Origin of the sequence: Pantoea sp. GM_Pan_3 (assembly GCF_026541045.1) — a bacterium.
Lineage (GTDB): Bacteria > Pseudomonadota > Gammaproteobacteria > Enterobacterales > Enterobacteriaceae > Pantoea > Pantoea anthophila.
On the sequence record NZ_JALNVA010000008.1, the window covers coordinates 47190 to 62844 of the forward strand.

The window sequence follows — 15655 nt, forward strand, 5'->3', positions numbered from 1 at the left end:
TATTTGCATCAACATCAAATATAAAAAAACCGGCTTAAGCCGGTTTACGTGGAATGATGTTATGAGATGCTACATGTGGGCAACCAATCCGCCTCGCTGTCCTCATGTAACATGAGATTGGTCTGTATACCGTTATTCGTCCTGCGCTTAAGCAGCACGCGCTCATACTCTTTCAGCGTCTGCGGCACTGCCTGGCCGAAACCCGTCAGGCTGAGCGGATGTTGATGGCCGCGCGATTCCATAAATGACAGATACGCATGATAGAGATAGCGCTTAGGGTTAATCGGGCGAATATTGGCATTACCGATAAACAGTCCGTTCGGCGTGCTCAGCGGCATCAGGTAGCCGCAGAAATCGACAAGTGGATCGGCCTGTCGCTTTATTTCCAGCGCTTCGCCGGATGATTGCTGCGCCTGCAACAACTCGCGCGCTTCATCGGGTGACGCGAAGCGCTGCATCAGATGACGGACAATCACGGCCAGCTCGGCGCAGATTTTATCCAGCAACTGCGTGTCACGCTCTTTTACCGGTATCACTTCGGGGAAGGTCAGGATAACCCGGCGACGTGACACGCCGCCGCTTCGGTCGCTGAAGCGCATCGGGTTGTTGTTCACCGCCAGAATGACCGCCGGAATGTGCGTTAAATAGGCGTCACGGTATTTTGGATCGATTGCTACCGCATTGCCGCCGGTAATAGCCTTGATGCCCGCGCCATCGCCACTCCACTTCTCCTGATCGGGCAGAATAATTAGCGAGAAGCGCACGACACTGGCGCGCTCCCGCGATGATTCCAGTGTGTCGATAGTAGCGGACGTGGTGTTGTCTTTTCCGGCCAGCAGAGTGGCTATTGAGGCCATCACGCTTTTACCACTGCCGCTTGGGCCGGTGACCTCAAGAAACATCTGCCAGTCATAGCGGTTTGCCAGCACCATAAATAACGCCGCGAGGATGCGCTCCTGCTTGTCGTGATTATGCCCGGCGGCCCGCGTTAACCAGCGCCAGAATGCCGGGGCGTGCTCTACAAGGTTTTCACCCGGACGTGGGGCGGTGTAGTCCATGCTGTTGACGGTGCGGAGCAAGTGCTCGCAGCGGTGCGGGCTGAAGGTGCCGCTGGCGGTATCAAATATGTCATTACAAAAAGCCAGACTCTTCAGCTTAAGGAATAGTTTATCGTCGCGATTAGAGAGAATGGCACCAGCAGGCTACAGACACAAAAAAGCCCACAGGGCTTTTACCATGCGGGCTTTCAGGACTTCTACGGATGGCTCTGGAACCATCTTTGAAGAATTTTGGTGGAGCTGGCGGGAGTTGAACCCGCGTCCGAAATTACTACACCGTCGGCACTACATGCTTAGTCAGTTTTTACATTCGCCGGTCAGCTGCGAACAGACACGCCACTGACAGACTAGCCTGATTGGATTTAACGCTTCAACCCCAGGCAGGGCCTCCACGCGATCTCTTTTGGGTTTGACCTCTCTTGATCCCCGTCTTAAGAGCGGAAGCTAGGGAGAGAGGGCTCAGAGCAGGTTATTAAGCTGCTAAAGCGTAGTTTTCGTCGTTTGCGACTATTTTTTTGCGGCTTTTTACGAGGCAAACCGCCCCTCGGCATGCTCCTAAGGCTTCACAATCCCGTCGAATCCAGAATCAGCCCCAGAACTTCAAATATTAGCAATTAAACAGCATAAAATCCAGTGCTTAGCGCGCTGAATTCTTCATGATACGGGCTTTGTCTAATTTCCATTCACGATCTTTGATGTCATCGCGCTTGTCGTGCTCTTTCTTACCGCGTGCCACACCAATCTTCAGTTTGCACCAGGCGTTCTTCCAGTAAAGCGACAGCGCCACGAGGGTGTAACCTTCGCGGTTAACGCGCCCATACAGGGAGTCGAGTTCGCGTTGCTTCAGCAGGAGCTTACGGTTGCGGGTCGGGTCACAGACCACATGGCTGGACGCAACCGCTAAGGGTTGAAAGGTTGAACCGAACAGGAACGCTTCGCCATCGCGCAGCAGAATATAGCTGTCGCTGATGTTGGCTTTACCGGCACGAAGTGATTTAACTTCCCATCCCTGTAACGATAATCCCGCTTCATACTCCTCTTCGATGAAGTATTCGTGGCGGGCGCGTTTGTTCATGGCAACAGTGGCCGAACCGGGTTTGTGTGCTTTTTTCTTTGTCATAATGAGGCGTATTTTACATCACTTAGTCGGTTATCGCATCCCCAGTCCAGCGGGGCAGCAGGAAACGGGATATTCTAGCACACCCTTTACCAGGGACATTTTTGTTTGATCGCTGAAAATGCTATTATTCAGCGGTTTCTTGATGAACAGGAACCATTATGGCTCAGATTAGTCGTTCGGCACTGGTCCCGTTTAGTGCCGGGCAGATGTACAAACTTGTAAATGATGTGGATGCCTATCCGCAATTCCTGCCGGGTTGCACCGGAAGCCGCGTGCTGGATGCGTCAGAGAATCAGATGACGGCCTCTGTGGATGTCTCGAAAGCGGGTATCAGCAAAACCTTTACCACCCGTAACACCCTGACGGATAACCAGAGCATCCATATGCAGCTGGTTGACGGCCCGTTCCGTAAGCTGACCGGCGGATGGAAGTTCGTCTCGCTGGGCGATGACGCCTGCAAAGTCGAATTAAGCCTGGAGTTTGAATTTACCAATATGCTGGTAGAGATGGCCTTTGGACGCATCTTCAAAGAGCTTGCCAACAGCATGGTCCAGGCTTTCACCCAGCGCGCCAAAGAGGTTTACAGTGCCTGACATCACCGTTGAAGTGGTCTATGCATTGCCTGAAAAGCAGTATCAGCTCTATGTCAAAGTGGAGCAGGGCAGCACGGTAGAACAGGCCATCGTAAAATCAGGATTACTGGAGCTGCGTCGCGAAATTGACCTCGCCAGCAACAAGGTCGGCGTCTACAGTCGGCCGGTGAAGCTGGATGATGAGGTGAATGAGGGCGATCGTATCGAGGTTTATCGTCCGCTGATTGCCGATCCTAAAGAGCTTCGTCGCCAGCGTGCAGAGCGGGCTGCGGTGAGCAAAAAATAAGTTCTGTCTGGCTTTGCAGATACCGGACATAAAAAAAGGCGCTCGGTGCGCCTTTTTGCTGCCTGTTTTTCAGACTCTCTGCCGTGTGATTAATCGCTGTTCTGAGAGAGATTCGGCTTATTGTCGATGTTGGTCAGCACACCGTTGCCATCAAAGGTCAGGGTCAGCGTCTGCTGTTTAACACGCTCATGACCGGGTTCCTGACGGAAGATGTAATACCAGACGTTGCTGCCAAACGGGTCTTTCATCATCGGCGTGCCGAGGGTGTAAGCCACCTGCTGCTGTGTCATACCGGTATGGATCTTGGCCACATCGTTGGCAACCAGATAGTTGCCCTGGTTGATATCAGGACGGTAGACCACGCGCTCTAAAGTGGAACATCCGGCGGTCATCATCAACATTACCACTGCCGCGGCAGTCAGCGTTTTACAGCGCATCTATACATTCCTTTTCCGGGGCCAAACGCCTCAACAGGCGATTTTATTGCCATCAAAATCTGAACTCTGCCTGCGGCAGGCTTTATTACTCTGGCGACATAAGTGCCGATGATAATAAACCTTTTCGCTGTTGGAAACCTCTGCAGAGCAAGCATATGACCCCATCAGGTTAAAAAAGTGCGCTGCTATGCGGCTAAAAGTTCTTTTGCATTCGCCAGGGTGTTGCGGGTGACCTCGCTGCCGCCCAGCAGTCGTGCCAGTTCCTGCAGGCGCGCCCGCTTGTCCAGCGGCTGCATGTGGGTTTCAGTCATTGCGCCGTCGGTCTCTTTGCTCACAAAGAAGTGCTGATGACCGCAACCGGCCACCTGCGGCAGGTGCGTGACACACATAACCTGCGTCGATTCACCCAGCTGACGCAGCAGTTTACCTACGACAGCGGCGGTCGGGCCGCTGATACCGACATCAACCTCATCGAAAATCATTGCCGGCGTTTCCATTTTCTTCGCGGTGATCACCTGAATTGCCAGCGCGATACGTGACAGCTCACCGCCTGAGGCCACTTTACCCAGCGGCTGCAACGGCTGACCCGGGTTAGTGGTGACCTGGAAGTCGACGCGGCTCGCGCCGTCAGCCGTCAGCTGATCCGGGTTAAAGGTCAGGGCGATTTTAAACTGGCCGTGCGGCATCGAGAGCAGATGCATGCTCTGGGTAATCAGCTGCTGCAACTCGTCTGCAAAGTGGCTGCGCTGCTGATGAAGCTCTTCGGCGCTCTTAAGGGCCGCCTGATAGTGTTCACCGACCAGCGATTGCAGGCTCTCCTGATCGCTTTCGTGCTGTGACAGCAGCTCCGCTTCATCCAGCAGCTGCCGATGCAGTTCAGGCAGCGCTTCTGGCGTGACGTGATGCTTACGCGCCAGGGCAATCTGGCGTGAAATTCGTTTTTCCAGTTCGTACAGGCGATTAGGGTCCAGATCGAGGCTGTCACAGTAGTGACGCAGCTCATCGCTCGCTTCGCTCAGCTGGATAGCCGCCTCTTCCAGCAGGTTATGCACGCCGTTCAGCTTCTCATCCAGAGAGGTCAGCTCAGAAATCAGCTCACGGGCGCTGTAGAGCAGGCTGTTGAGATTGGTGTCATCACTGTCGGAGAGCATCTGCAGCGCCTGCTGGCTGGTTGACAGCAGCTGGCCGCTGTTCGCCAGACGCTTGTACTCTTCGTCGATCTGCTCATATTCACCCGGCTGCGGGGCAAAGTCGTTCAGCTCTTTCAGCTGATACTGCAACAGTTCGCGGCGCGCTTCGCGCTCCTGCGCCTGCTGCTGATGCAGCGCCAGGGTGCGGCAACTCTGATGCCAGGTCTGATAGCTGGCACGCATGCGCTGCAGCAGATCATCATGGCCGGCATAGGCATCCAGCAGATGTTTCTGGTGATCGGGTTTAAGCAGAAGCTGATGGGCATGCTGACCGTGGATCTGAATCAGCAGCTGACCAAGGTCGCGCAGCTGAGAGAGCGGGACCGCGGTGCCGTTAATAAAGCCGCGGGAACGGCCATCGGCGCTGATCACCCGGCGCAGCAGACACTCGTTGCCATCATCCAGCTGATTATCCAGCAGCCAGCGCTGGGCTGAAGGGGAGGCCTTAAGCTGGAAGCGGGCACACAGGTCAGCCCGGCTGGCTCCCTGACGCACCATGTCGGCGTCAGCACGACCGCCAAGACATAATCCCAGCGCATCAATCGCGATGGACTTACCGGCACCGGTTTCACCCGTGATGGCTGTCATGCCGCGGTGGAAATCAATGTCGAGCTCACGAACGATAGCGAAATTACTGATGGTCAGTTGGGCCAGCATAGGTTCACCTGTACGAATAAACACATATGGTTTTTCATACAGTATAAACTGGTTTTTTATCCAGTAAAGAGGCTGCGCCCCTTTTCAGAACAATTTTTTTGACCAGCCCAGCTTAGAGCTCAGCGTGTTGAAATAGCTGTAGTTTTTAGGGTGAATCAGGTTGAGGTGATGATTGCTGCGCCGGATCAGAACATCTTCGCCCTCCTGTATCGGCAGGGCAATCTGACTGTCGCAGCTGATTTCCAGGTCGCTGCGACGGGACGAAAAGCGCAGGCGGATGGTGCTGCTACTGTTGATGACCAGCGGCCGCGCCGAGAGCGTATGCGGGAACATCGGCACCAGCACGATCGCTTCCAGCGACGGTGTGAGAATCGGGCCACCCGCAGAGAGCGAGTAGGCGGTCGAGCCGGTAGGGGTGGAGATAATCAGTCCGTCAGAGCGCTGCGAAAAGGCGAACACCTCATCGATGTAAACCTCAAATTCGATCATGTGCGCAACTTTGCCGGGATGGAGTACCACCTCGTTGATGGCGGTGCCGATGCGCGGCGAACAGGCCGATTTGCACACCTGCGCTTCCAGCAGAAAGCGGCTCTCGACAAAATAGTTGCCCTGCAGCACCTCATCCAGCTGCTGCTGCGCATTGTCGGGGTCGAGGTCGGTAAGAAAACCCAGGTTACCGCGGTTAATGCCAATCACCTTAATGTCGTAACGGGCCAGCACCCGCGCGGCACCCAGCATGTTGCCATCACCGCCTACTACGACCGCTAAATCGGCCTGCTGACCAATCTCCGCCAGCGTGCCGGTCTGCACATCGTGAAGCGACAGCTCCTGCGCAATCTGTTGCTCGACGATCACTTGATAACCTTTGGCTGTCAGCCAGCGCCAGAGCATCTCATGCGTGGTTAGCGCGGTGGGATGGCGTGGATGACCCACAATACCAATGCAGTTAAAGTGTTTGTTCATCTGGTCGGTGTTCCTTATAAGCCAAAACGGCAAGGCAATGTGACAGGTTCCCTTGAAACCGCTATTTCAATCCCCATAATAAGCCAACCAGCGAAATGAATGTGCAAAACGCGGAGAAATTCATGAGTAGTAAAGAACAGAACACCCCAAACGAGCAAGTCTCAGACGAAATTCAGCAGGATCAGCAGCAACCTCAGGAAGCGGAGACAGCGGCAGAGGTGGATCCGCGTGATGAGCGTATCGCTCAGCTCGAAGCTGAATTAGCGCAGTCGCAGACCGGCGTGCGTGATGCTCAGCTGCGTGCGCAGGCTGAAGTCGAAAACATTCGTCGTCGTGCGGAAATGGACGTTGAGAAGGCGCACAAATTTGCGCTGGAGAAATTTGCCAACGAACTGCTGCCGGTTATCGACAGCCTTGAGCGCGCGCTGGAAGTGGCGAACAAAGAAGATTCACAGCTGGCGCCTATGATCGAAGGGGTTGAACTGACTCTGAAAGGTCTGCTGGGTGCCGTGCGTAAATTCGGTGTTGAAGTGGTCGGCGAAACCGGTGTGCCGTTTAACCCGGAAGTGCATCAGGCGATGTCGATGATGGAGTCTGAAGAGTTCGAGCCTAACCATGTCATGCTGGTGATGCAGCGTGGTTATACGCTGAATGGTCGCCTGCTGCGTCCGGCGATGGTTGCCGTTGCCAAAGCCAAAGGCTGATTCAGCACCGGAATCCCGCTACACGGCCGCGCACTGACGCGGCCGTGTGCATTCTGACGTCAGTCCGGTAAAACCGGCGTCCAGTCCACCGGTTTTTTACCGGCCGCGCTGAGCAATTCATTGGTTTTTGAAAAATGGTGGCTGCCGAAAAAGCCGCGATGCGCAGAGAGCGGCGAAGGATGCGGCGCCTGCAACACATGATGGCGCTGGCGATCGATGATGCTGCCTTTCTTCTGAGCGTGAGATCCCCACAGCAGAAAAATCACCCCTTCACGATGCTGATTGATCGCTGCAATCACATTATCGGTAAACGTCTCCCAGCCGAATCGCGCATGGGAGTGCGCTTTGCCCGCCTCGACCGTTAAAACGGTGTTCAGCAGCATCACACCCTGTTTCGCCCAGCTCTCCAGGAAGCCGTGACTGGGTTTCTCAAAGCCCGGAATATCCTGCTGCAACTCTTTATAGATATTTTGCAGGGATGGCGGCACCTGAACGCCTGGCAGCACAGAGAAGGCCAGGCCGTGTGCCTGGTGAGGGCCATGGTAGGGGTCCTGACCGAGGATGACGACATTGACGTCGCCCAGTTCCGTCAGGCGAAAGGCATTAAAGACATCTTTCTGCGGCGGATAGACGGTGACCCCCGCAGCGCGTTCATCGGCGACCAGCTTCAGCGTCTCGACAAAATAGGGTTTCTGTTTCTCTTCAGCCAGCACGTCGTGCCAGGTCAGCTTTTCAGCCATGTTCAACTCCCTTTCCGTTAGTGCCGTAAGCTTAGCCGTTCCTGCCGCCCAGCTGAAGGTAAAATAAATTTGAAAAATACAAATAAAGTTAAGAGGCAATGCATTTTCAGATCAACGGGTTAGCCTGAATGGCCACAGAGCGCCGGGTGAAGATTGATGCAGGTCAAGGCCGGTCGAAAGGATGAGTGGTATACCGGAGCCTTAAATTTGATTTATTCACCTATTATTCGGGAGATGCAAAGATGATCACAGGAATCCAGATCACTCAATCCAACCATGCCAACCTGCTGAACTCCTTCTGGCTGCTGGACGAAGAGAAAGCTCAGGCGCGTTGCCTGTGTGCCGCCGGGGGTTATGAAGAAGACCAGGTTGTGGCTATCAGCGAGCTGGGCGAATTTGCTTATCGTGAAGTTCCGGTAGAAATCAAACCGCAGGTGCGTGTTGAAGGCGGTCAGCATCTGAACGTCAACGTGCTGCGTCGTGAAACGCTGGAAGATGCGGTGAAGCACCCGGAAAACTACCCGCAGCTGACCATCCGCGTGTCGGGCTATGCCGTGCGCTTCAACTCACTGACTCCTGAACAGCAGCGTGACGTGATTGCCCGTACTTTTACCGAAAGTCTTTAAGTGGCCTGAGTGATCGGACGCTGAAAATAAAGGCAAAGCGCACACAGCATATTTTATCATCCTTATCAGCAAGATAGAGAGTCATGTGCAGCGAGCCGGTCAGTGAGTATCGCCAGCAATGCGATCAGGCAGGTAAAATGGTGTGAAAAGGCTGTTAACAGCTGTCAGCTAAAAAAAATCGCCTCATCAGAGGCGATTTTTTTGTTTAAGCGCTGTTTTATTCCGCATTCTCGTTAGCGGCCGCGCTGCCGCTTGCCTTACGGCGTTTGCCGATATTTTTGGCGTCACGATGGCGTTTTTTCACGCGGGGTTTTTCAGCTTCGCTCGCTTTCTTCTCTGCGCGCTTAGCCAGCACCTTTTTCGACGGTTTGCCGGTGGTTTTCGCACTTGGCGCGCGGGTCACCGGACGCAGCTCGTCAATGACGCGCGCTTTAATCGGCTCATTAACATAGCGGGTGATTTTACCCAGCAGGACGTAATCGTGCGCTTCGACCAGCGAGATGGCGATGCCTTTACGACCGGCGCGACCGGTACGGCCAATACGGTGCAGATAGGTATCGGCTGTGCGCGTCATGTCATAGTTGAAGACGTGGCTGACATCTTCAACGTCGATGCCGCGCGCCGCAACGTCGGTGGCAACCAGCACGTTCACCCGTCCTTCACTCAGACGTTTGATCGCTTCGTTACGCTTCGCCTGCACCATTTCGCCTTCCAGATAGCTGGTGCGAATCCCCGCTTCGTGCAGCCAGCTCACCAGCTCATGCAGACGCTCACGCTTGCGCACGAACACGATGCTGCGTGTCACTTCCGGCTGCTTCAGCAGATGGATCAGTAGCTTGGTTTTGTGCTCAAGATCGTCAGCGCGGTAGTACCACTGCTGGATCTTTTTGCGCTCACGACGGCTCGGATCCGCTTCCAGCTCAACCGGATCGTTCAGCAGACGTTCGGCGAAATCGCGGATGTTGTCGCCTTCCAGCGTGGCGGAGAAGAGCAGGGTCTGTTTGCGCCAGCGCGTTTCAGCCGCGATGGTTTCGATATCCTGGGCGAAGCCCATATCCAGCATACGGTCCGCTTCATCCAGCACCAGCGTTTCCACCGCGCGGCAGTCGAAGTTCTCTTCTTTAATATACTGCAGCAGGCGGCCGGTGGTCGCGACCACGATATCCTGGTTTTCGCTGAACACTTCGGCGTGGTTCATGTAGGCCACGCCGCCCGTGATGGTCGCGATATCCAGATGGGTATGTTTCGCCAGCTCACGCGCATGTTCGGCGACCTGCATCGCCAGTTCGCGGGTCGGGGTCACAATCAGGATGCGTGGCGGGCCAGATTTCTTGCGCGGAAAATCAAGCAGGTGCTGCAGCGCCGGTAACAGATAGGCGGCGGTTTTCCCGGTCCCGGTAGGTGCCGAACCCAGAACGTCGCGGCCCTCCAGCGCGGGCGGAATTGCAGCAGCCTGAATCACTGTTGGACGCGTGAAGCCTTTTTCCTGCAACGCTTGTAGCAGGCTTTCGTCGAGTTCGAGTTCGGAAAATGTGGTTACTGTCATGGTCTACCTCAGTTTGGGGCGCTGATTATAGACAGATCAGACTGAATCTTCATCTGTTAATCCGTTTCCGCTGCGCCTGGGGTTGTCTGCCGCGTGAATTCCCTCTGTTGCCACGTTACACTCATGCGCTGCCGGACGGCAGGAAAAAACGATGGTAGTGAAGAATGATGCAGGATAAGCCGCGTAAACGGCCACAGTTAAACAAGAACGGTTTTACCTTTAAACAATTTTTTGTCGCGCACGATCGCTGTGCGATGAAAGTGGGAACCGATGCCATTCTGCTCGGGGCCTGGGCACCGGTGGCCGGGGTCAGGCGCATTCTGGATATCGGCAGCGGCAGCGGGCTGATTGCCCTGATGCTGGCGCAGCGTACACCGTCGCAGGTGCTGGTCGATGCGGTTGAATTAGAGCCTGAGGCTGCGCAGCAGGCGCAGGAGAATGTGCAGCAGTCGCCGTGGCCTGAACGAATCCGGGTGCATCAGCACGACATCGCCCGCTGGGCAGAGGAGTCCACCGCGCGTTACTCCCTCATCGTCAGCAATCCCCCTTACTTTGCGCCTGGCGTGGCCTGTTCTACGCCAGCGCGGGACAGCGCCCGTGCCACAGCCTCGCTCGACCATCAGACGTTACTGCGCAGCGCGGCGTTACTGATTGAGGAGGAGGGGATGTTCTGCGTGGTGCTGCCTGCCGCCATCGGCCAGGATTTTATCGCGCTGGCAGAGGCGGATGGCTGGCATCTGCGTTCACGCCTGGATGTGGCGGAGTATGCCCATCGTCCGCCGCACCGGGTTGTGCTGGGCTTCTCGCCGCAGCCTGGCGAAACCCTGCTGGAGCGGCTCGCTATCCGCGCAGCAGACACCCACTATTCGGATGAGTGGTGCAGCCTGACGCGGGCGTTCTATCTCTTTATGTAGCCGGGCGGCGTCAGAATTGTCGGTCGCGCCTCAGGCAGCAGGTTCGGGTAGTCGCGAATATAGTGCAGGCCGCGACTCTCTTTTCGCTCCAGCGCACAGCGCACCATCAGATCCGCCACCTGAACCAGGTTCCGCAGCTCCAGGAGATGATTGGAGAGGCGGAAGTGACGGTAATATTCATCGATCTCCTGCTGAAGCAGGGTGATGCGGCGCAAAGCCCGCTCCAGTCGTCGGGTCGTACGCACAATGCCGACATAATCCCACATGAAGAGCCGCAGCTCATGCCAGTTGTGCTGGATGACGACGCGCTCATCGGCATCATCGACCTGGCTCTCATCCCAGGCGGGCAGGGTGGTCACAGCCTCTATGCCAGGCAGGCTCTGGATCAGCGCTTCGGCGGCTGACCAGCCATAGACCAGGCACTCCAGCAGCGAGTTGGAGGCCATGCGGTTCGCACCATGCAGGCCGGTGTAACTCACCTCACCGATGGCATACAGGCCGCTGACGTCACTCTGCCCATGCTGATCCACCATCACGCCGCCGCAGGTATAGTGGGCGGCAGGCACGATCGGGATTGGTTCCCGGGTCAGGTCGAAGCCAAAGGTCAGCAGCTTCTCATAAATCATCGGGAAGTGGGCGCGCACAAACTCTTCCGGCTGGTGGCTGATATCCAGATACATGCAGTCCACGCCCAGCCGCTTCATCTCATGATCGATGGCGCGTGCGACGATATCGCGCGGAGCCAGCTCGGCGCGCTCATCAAAATCGGGCATGAAACGGCTGCCATCGGGACGCACCAGCCAGGCGCCTTCTCCGCGCAGGGCTTCAGTCAGCAGGAAGTTCTGCGCCTGGGGATGAAACAGGCAGGTGGGATGAAACTGATTAAATTCGAGGTTGGCGACCCGGCAGCCCGCACGCCAGGCCATCGCGATCCCGTCACCGGAGGCGACGTCAGGATTCGTGGTGTACTGATACACTTTGGCGGCGCCGCCGGTCGCCAGCACCACCGCCCGCGCCTGACAGGTTTCCACCTGCTCGCGGTTACGGTTCCAGATCCAGGCACCCACCACCCGGCGCGGGCCAGGCTGGCCGATTTTATCGGAAAGAATCAGATCGACCGCGTTGGTGCGTTCCAGAATGCGGATGTTAGGGTGGCTGAGCGCCTGGCTTACCAGCGTGGTTTCAACCGCATGACCGGTGGCATCGGCACTGTGCAGAATACGGCGATGGCTGTGTCCGCCTTCGCGCGTCAGGTGATAGCGCATCTCGCCTGAGGCCTGCGGATCGAGATCAAAGGCAACGCCGTTGTCGATCAGCCACTGCACGCAGTGCCGGGCATTGCTGGCGATAAACGAGACCGCCTCCCGGTCGCACAGTCCTGCGCCGGCAATCAGCGTATCTTCTATATGCGCTTCAATACTGTCGGTCTCATCGAACACCGCCGCAATGCCGCCCTGAGCATAAAGCGTAGAGCCCTCATTGACCTGCGCTTTGCTGAGCACCGTGACCTGATACTGTTTCGCCAGGCGCAGCGCCAAAGAGAGGCCCGCCGCACCGCTGCCCACAATCAATACATCACACTGATAATCCGGATTCGCATTTGTCATGGTGTTTAATTTACTAAACAAAGATTGCCCTGAGCATAAGCCCTGAGCCGGTCGCTGTGAAGTATTTTAAACAAAAGTTCGCAGATTCACGGTGTGAATTCAGAAAAATTACCGATAATCATTAAGTTATAAACAGTACAATTTGAGCTCTGTTTTCTATACCAAACTTATTATCGGCGGAGGATTTAATGATGAAAAAGCTGTTGTCATAGGTTACTCTGCCTGCGATTTGCGCTCCTTACACTGAACGAAAACGAACAACCTGTGTAATCAATTCCGGAGCGGCAAATATCAGGTCGGGAAGTGAACTTCGCACCACATCACAACTCTAAGCGCATGCTTGCTCAGAACCAATGAGATGTGCTGGCAGTTACTTTATGCGTAAGAAAAGTTTGGGGAGACATTACCTCGGATGAGCGAGCAGTTAACGGATCAGGTTCTTGTCGAGCGGGTTCAGAAGGGAGATCAAAAAGCTTTCAACTTACTGGTGATTCGTTACCAGCACAAAGTGGCGAGCCTGGTTTCACGCTATGTACCTTCAGGCGATGTGCCTGATGTCGTACAGGAATCATTTATCAAAGCGTATCGCGCACTGGATTCATTCCGTGGCGATAGCGCCTTTTATACCTGGCTGTACCGCATTGCGGTCAATACAGCGAAAAATTACCTGGTTGCTCAGGGGCGTCGTCCGCCATCCAGCGATGTGGATGCGATTGACGCAGAAAATTTCGAAAGTGCGGGTGCATTAAAAGAAATTTCGAACCCTGAGAACTTAATGTTGTCTGACGAATTGAAACAAATTGTCTTTCGTACCATCGAGGCGCTACCCGAGGACTTGCGTATGGCAATCACCCTCAGGGAACTGGACGGCCTGAGCTATGAAGAGATCGCCGTCATTATGGATTGCCCGGTAGGCACTGTTCGATCACGTATCTTTCGTGCGCGAGAGGCTATTGATAACAAAGTTCAACCGCTTATCCAACGTCAGTGATAACGGCTACTGGAAGGGTACATAGGCATGCAGAAAGAAAAACTTTCCGCTTTAATGGATGGTGAGACCTTAGATAACGAGCTGTTTTCCGCCTTATCGAAGGACGCAGAACTGCAGAAAAGCTGGGCAAGCTATCACCTCATCCGCGATACCATGCGCGGTGACGTGAGTGAGCACCTGCATTTCGATATCTCTGCGCGCGTCGCTGCTGCTATCGAAAAAGAACCGCTGCGTTCTGTCACAACGCTGATCCCTGAAGCTCAGCCAGAACCTTCCCGCTGGGAAAAAATGCCGTTCTGGAAAAAAGCGCGTCCGTGGGCAGCTCAGCTGACGCAGGTGGGTGTGGCGGCCTGTGTGTCACTGGCCGTCATCGTGGGTGTTCAGCACTATAATCAGCCTGAGGGTAGCGCGACTCAGACCTCTGACTCGCCGGTGTTCAATACGCTGCCGATGATGGGTAAAGCGTCGCCGGTCAGCCTGGGCGTGCCGTCTGATGCGTTTGACACCAACAGTTCTAATCAGCAGGTTCAGGATCAGCGCCGTCGCGTCAATGCGATGCTGCAGGATTATGAACTTCAGCGTCGTCTGCACGCTGATCAGCTGCAATTCGAAACCGATGCCCCTAAACAGGCACAGGTGGATGTTCCCGGAAACCAATCTTTAGGACAGCAGCAGCAGTAATGAAGCCGCATTGGTATGCTGTTAGCCTGCTGGCAGGCAGCCTGTTGTGGTCATCTGTCGCCCCGGCGCAAACTTCGGCGTCCGGGGCGCTATTGCAGCAGATGGAACAGGCAAGCCAGAACCTTAACTACGAATTCGCCTATATCAACGTCTCTCGCATCGGCATCGAATCGCTGCGCTATCGACATGCTGTGATCGATAACCGGATATTCGCTCAGCTGCTGCAGATGGACGGGCCGCGTCGGGAAGTGATCCAGCGCGGCAACGATATCAGTTACTTCGAACCTGGCCTCGATCCCTTTTCGCTTCCCGGCAATCACATCATTGACGCACTGCCGTCTGTGATTTTTGCTGACTTCAGCAAGCTGGCCAGCGCCTACGATTTCATTACCGTGGGACGCTCGCGCATTGCCGATCAGATGTGTGATGTACTGCGTATCGTTTCACGGGATGGGACCCGCTACAGCTATGTGGTCTGGCTGGATGTCGACACCAAACTGCCGCTGCGCATTGACCTGCTTGACCGTGATGGTGAAACGCTGGAGCAGTTCCGCGTGATCAGTTTTGCGGTGGATGAGGGGGTGCGTAACCTGATGCAGGGGCTGGAGAAAGCCAATCTGCCGCCGTCGCTGTCGGTGCCGAAAGGGGATGCGGTCACGCTCCCCTGGCAGCCAGGCTGGATCCCTGCCGGGATGTCACTGGTGTCGCAGAATCGCCGTTCGCTGCCGGCGCTGAACAAAAATATGGAATCGAAGCTCTACAGCGACGGCCTGTTCAGTTTTGCGATCAACGTGACGCCGGCGGATAAAACCAGCCTTACCCAGACATTGCGCACTGGGCGTCGTACGGTTCAGACTGTTGTGCGCAATAATTACGAGATTGCGGTGATTGGCGAGATACCGCCTTCAACCGCTAAACGTATTGCGGACAGCATCGACCTGGGATCACAGAAATGATGAGAGAATGGGCCACCGTGGTGGCATGGCAGGATGGCATCGCCACGCTGCACACTGAAGCAAAAACCTCCTGCAACAGCTGCCAGGCGCGCAAAGGCTGTGGCAGTCATATGCTGAATAAACTCGGCCCGAAAAATGCGCACGTGATGCAGATCGCCAGCAGCGAGCCATTGCAGCCGGGGCAGCGCATCGAACTGGGCATCAGAGAGAGCAGCCTGCTCGGTTCGGCGCTGCTTGTCTACATGACGCCGCTGCTGGGCCTCTTCCTGGTGGCGGGTCTGTTTCAGTCGCTGTTCAGCAGCGATCTGGCGGCGGCCTGCGGTGCGCTGCTGGGCGGCGTTGGCGGCTTTATTATCGCCAAAGGCGTTTCACTGAAATTTGGCGATCGCGAAGCCTTTCAGCCGGTGATCCTCAACATCGCGTTACCTCCCGATGCGCTGCGTGTCGAAAGCGAAGCGTAACGCACGTCCAGGCCGCGCACTCCGCGGCCTTTGTCCGTTCTGCCCTGCGCAGATATCTGTTTCGCTTCCACCTCGTTCCATTCTTTTATGCGCGGCGTTAACAGTGTAATATGCGTCGTCATTAA

16 protein-coding genes, 1 other RNA gene and 1 pseudogene are annotated in these 15655 nt (G+C 55.5%); 9 read left to right on the forward strand and 9 right to left on the reverse strand.

Annotated features, from left to right (window positions below; genetic code table 11):
• Window positions 1–59: 59 nt before the first annotated feature.
• The 3 genes and pseudogenes from OXR04_RS19205 to smpB form a co-directional block, all read right to left on the reverse strand.
• A pseudogene (locus OXR04_RS19205) lies at window positions 60–1151 on the reverse strand (primase-like DNA-binding domain-containing protein); the annotation flags it as partial.
• A gap of 139 nt (window positions 1152–1290) precedes the next feature.
• Window positions 1291–1652: a transfer-messenger RNA gene (ssrA, locus tag OXR04_RS19210) on the reverse strand.
• A gap of 43 nt (window positions 1653–1695) precedes the next feature.
• Window positions 1696–2178 (reverse strand): SsrA-binding protein SmpB, encoded by a 483-nt coding sequence (gene smpB, locus OXR04_RS19215; RefSeq protein WP_009088626.1) that lies wholly within the window; start codon window positions 2176–2178, stop codon window positions 1696–1698.
• Between the two features lie 158 nt (window positions 2179–2336).
• Here smpB and OXR04_RS19220 point away from each other — a divergent pair, with 158 nt between their 5' ends.
• Together OXR04_RS19220 and OXR04_RS19225 are read left to right on the forward strand one after the other, a co-directional pair.
• Window positions 2337–2771 carry a type II toxin-antitoxin system RatA family toxin gene (locus tag OXR04_RS19220; protein ID WP_009088627.1) on the forward strand — a complete coding sequence of 145 codons (435 nt, stop codon included), beginning with the start codon at window positions 2337–2339 and terminating at the stop codon, window positions 2769–2771.
• Window positions 2764–3057: an RnfH family protein gene (locus OXR04_RS19225; RefSeq protein ID WP_009088628.1), complete on the forward strand. Its 294-nt coding sequence runs from the start codon at window positions 2764–2766 to the stop codon at window positions 3055–3057. The genes OXR04_RS19220 and OXR04_RS19225 overlap by 8 nt, the downstream gene beginning before the upstream one ends.
• Window positions 3058–3146: 89 nt before the next feature.
• On the opposite strand, the gene bamE is transcribed toward OXR04_RS19225, so the two are convergent.
• The 3 genes from bamE to nadK all read right to left on the reverse strand — a co-directional run bounded on the left by bamE (window position 3147) and on the right by nadK (window position 6304).
• Window positions 3147–3494, reverse strand: a complete 348-nt coding sequence (bamE, locus tag OXR04_RS19230) for an outer membrane protein assembly factor BamE (protein ID WP_009088629.1) — start codon at window positions 3492–3494, stop codon at window positions 3147–3149.
• Between the two features lie 185 nt (window positions 3495–3679).
• A complete protein-coding gene (recN, locus tag OXR04_RS19235; protein ID WP_009088630.1) occupies window positions 3680–5341 on the reverse strand; it encodes a DNA repair protein RecN in 1662 nt (553 codons plus the stop codon).
• Between the two features lie 84 nt (window positions 5342–5425).
• Window positions 5426–6304 (reverse strand): NAD(+) kinase, encoded by an 879-nt coding sequence (gene nadK, locus OXR04_RS19240; RefSeq protein ID WP_009088631.1) that lies wholly within the window; start codon window positions 6302–6304, stop codon window positions 5426–5428.
• Between the two features lie 122 nt (window positions 6305–6426).
• On the opposite strand from nadK, the gene grpE reads away from it, so the two are divergent.
• Window positions 6427–7008 (forward strand): nucleotide exchange factor GrpE, encoded by a 582-nt coding sequence (gene grpE, locus OXR04_RS19245; RefSeq protein WP_009088632.1) that lies wholly within the window; start codon window positions 6427–6429, stop codon window positions 7006–7008.
• 59 nt (window positions 7009–7067) lie between these two features.
• Here the strand turns inward: grpE and ung are convergent, their stop codons facing one another.
• The gene (gene ung / locus OXR04_RS19250; protein WP_111208333.1) at window positions 7068–7748 is read right to left on the reverse strand and encodes a uracil-DNA glycosylase; all 681 of its coding nucleotides are present in this window, start codon (window positions 7746–7748) and stop codon (window positions 7068–7070) included.
• 242 nt (window positions 7749–7990) lie between these two features.
• Between ung and grcA the strand changes: the two genes are divergently transcribed.
• Window positions 7991–8374, forward strand: a complete 384-nt coding sequence (gene grcA, locus OXR04_RS19255) for an autonomous glycyl radical cofactor GrcA (RefSeq protein ID WP_009088643.1) — start codon at window positions 7991–7993, stop codon at window positions 8372–8374.
• Between the two features lie 217 nt (window positions 8375–8591).
• Here the strand turns inward: grcA and srmB are convergent, their stop codons facing one another.
• A complete protein-coding gene (gene srmB / locus OXR04_RS19260) occupies window positions 8592–9920 on the reverse strand; it encodes an ATP-dependent RNA helicase SrmB (protein ID WP_267372612.1) in 1329 nt (442 codons plus the stop codon).
• A gap of 164 nt (window positions 9921–10084) precedes the next feature.
• On the opposite strand from srmB, the gene OXR04_RS19265 reads away from it, so the two are divergent.
• Window positions 10085–10834 (forward strand): tRNA1(Val) (adenine(37)-N6)-methyltransferase, encoded by a 750-nt coding sequence (locus OXR04_RS19265; RefSeq protein ID WP_267372613.1) that lies wholly within the window; start codon window positions 10085–10087, stop codon window positions 10832–10834.
• Here OXR04_RS19265 and nadB read toward each other — a convergent pair.
• On the reverse strand, window positions 10819–12441 hold the full coding sequence (gene nadB, locus OXR04_RS19270; RefSeq protein WP_267372661.1) for an L-aspartate oxidase: 1623 nt from the start codon (window positions 12439–12441) through the stop codon (window positions 10819–10821). The genes OXR04_RS19265 and nadB overlap by 16 nt on opposite strands.
• 412 nt (window positions 12442–12853) lie before the next feature.
• Here nadB and rpoE point away from each other — a divergent pair, with 412 nt between their 5' ends.
• From rpoE to rseC, 4 genes are read left to right on the forward strand one after another with little or no spacing between them, the layout of a single operon-like run.
• On the forward strand, window positions 12854–13432 hold the full coding sequence (gene rpoE / locus OXR04_RS19275; RefSeq protein WP_009088652.1) for an RNA polymerase sigma factor RpoE: 579 nt from the start codon (window positions 12854–12856) through the stop codon (window positions 13430–13432).
• A 27-nt stretch (window positions 13433–13459) separates the two neighbouring features.
• A complete protein-coding gene (rseA, locus tag OXR04_RS19280; protein WP_009088654.1) occupies window positions 13460–14113 on the forward strand; it encodes an anti-sigma-E factor RseA in 654 nt (217 codons plus the stop codon).
• Entirely contained in the window at window positions 14113–15069 is a 957-nt protein-coding gene (gene rseB / locus OXR04_RS19285; RefSeq protein ID WP_267372614.1) for a sigma-E factor regulatory protein RseB, read from the forward strand. Before rseA ends, rseB begins: the two co-directional genes overlap by 1 nt.
• Complete coding sequence (gene rseC / locus OXR04_RS19290) at window positions 15066–15530, forward strand: SoxR-reducing system protein RseC (RefSeq protein WP_046102382.1); 465 nt, start codon at window positions 15066–15068, stop codon at window positions 15528–15530. Before rseB ends, rseC begins: the two co-directional genes overlap by 4 nt.
• Window positions 15531–15655 lie beyond the last annotated feature (125 nt).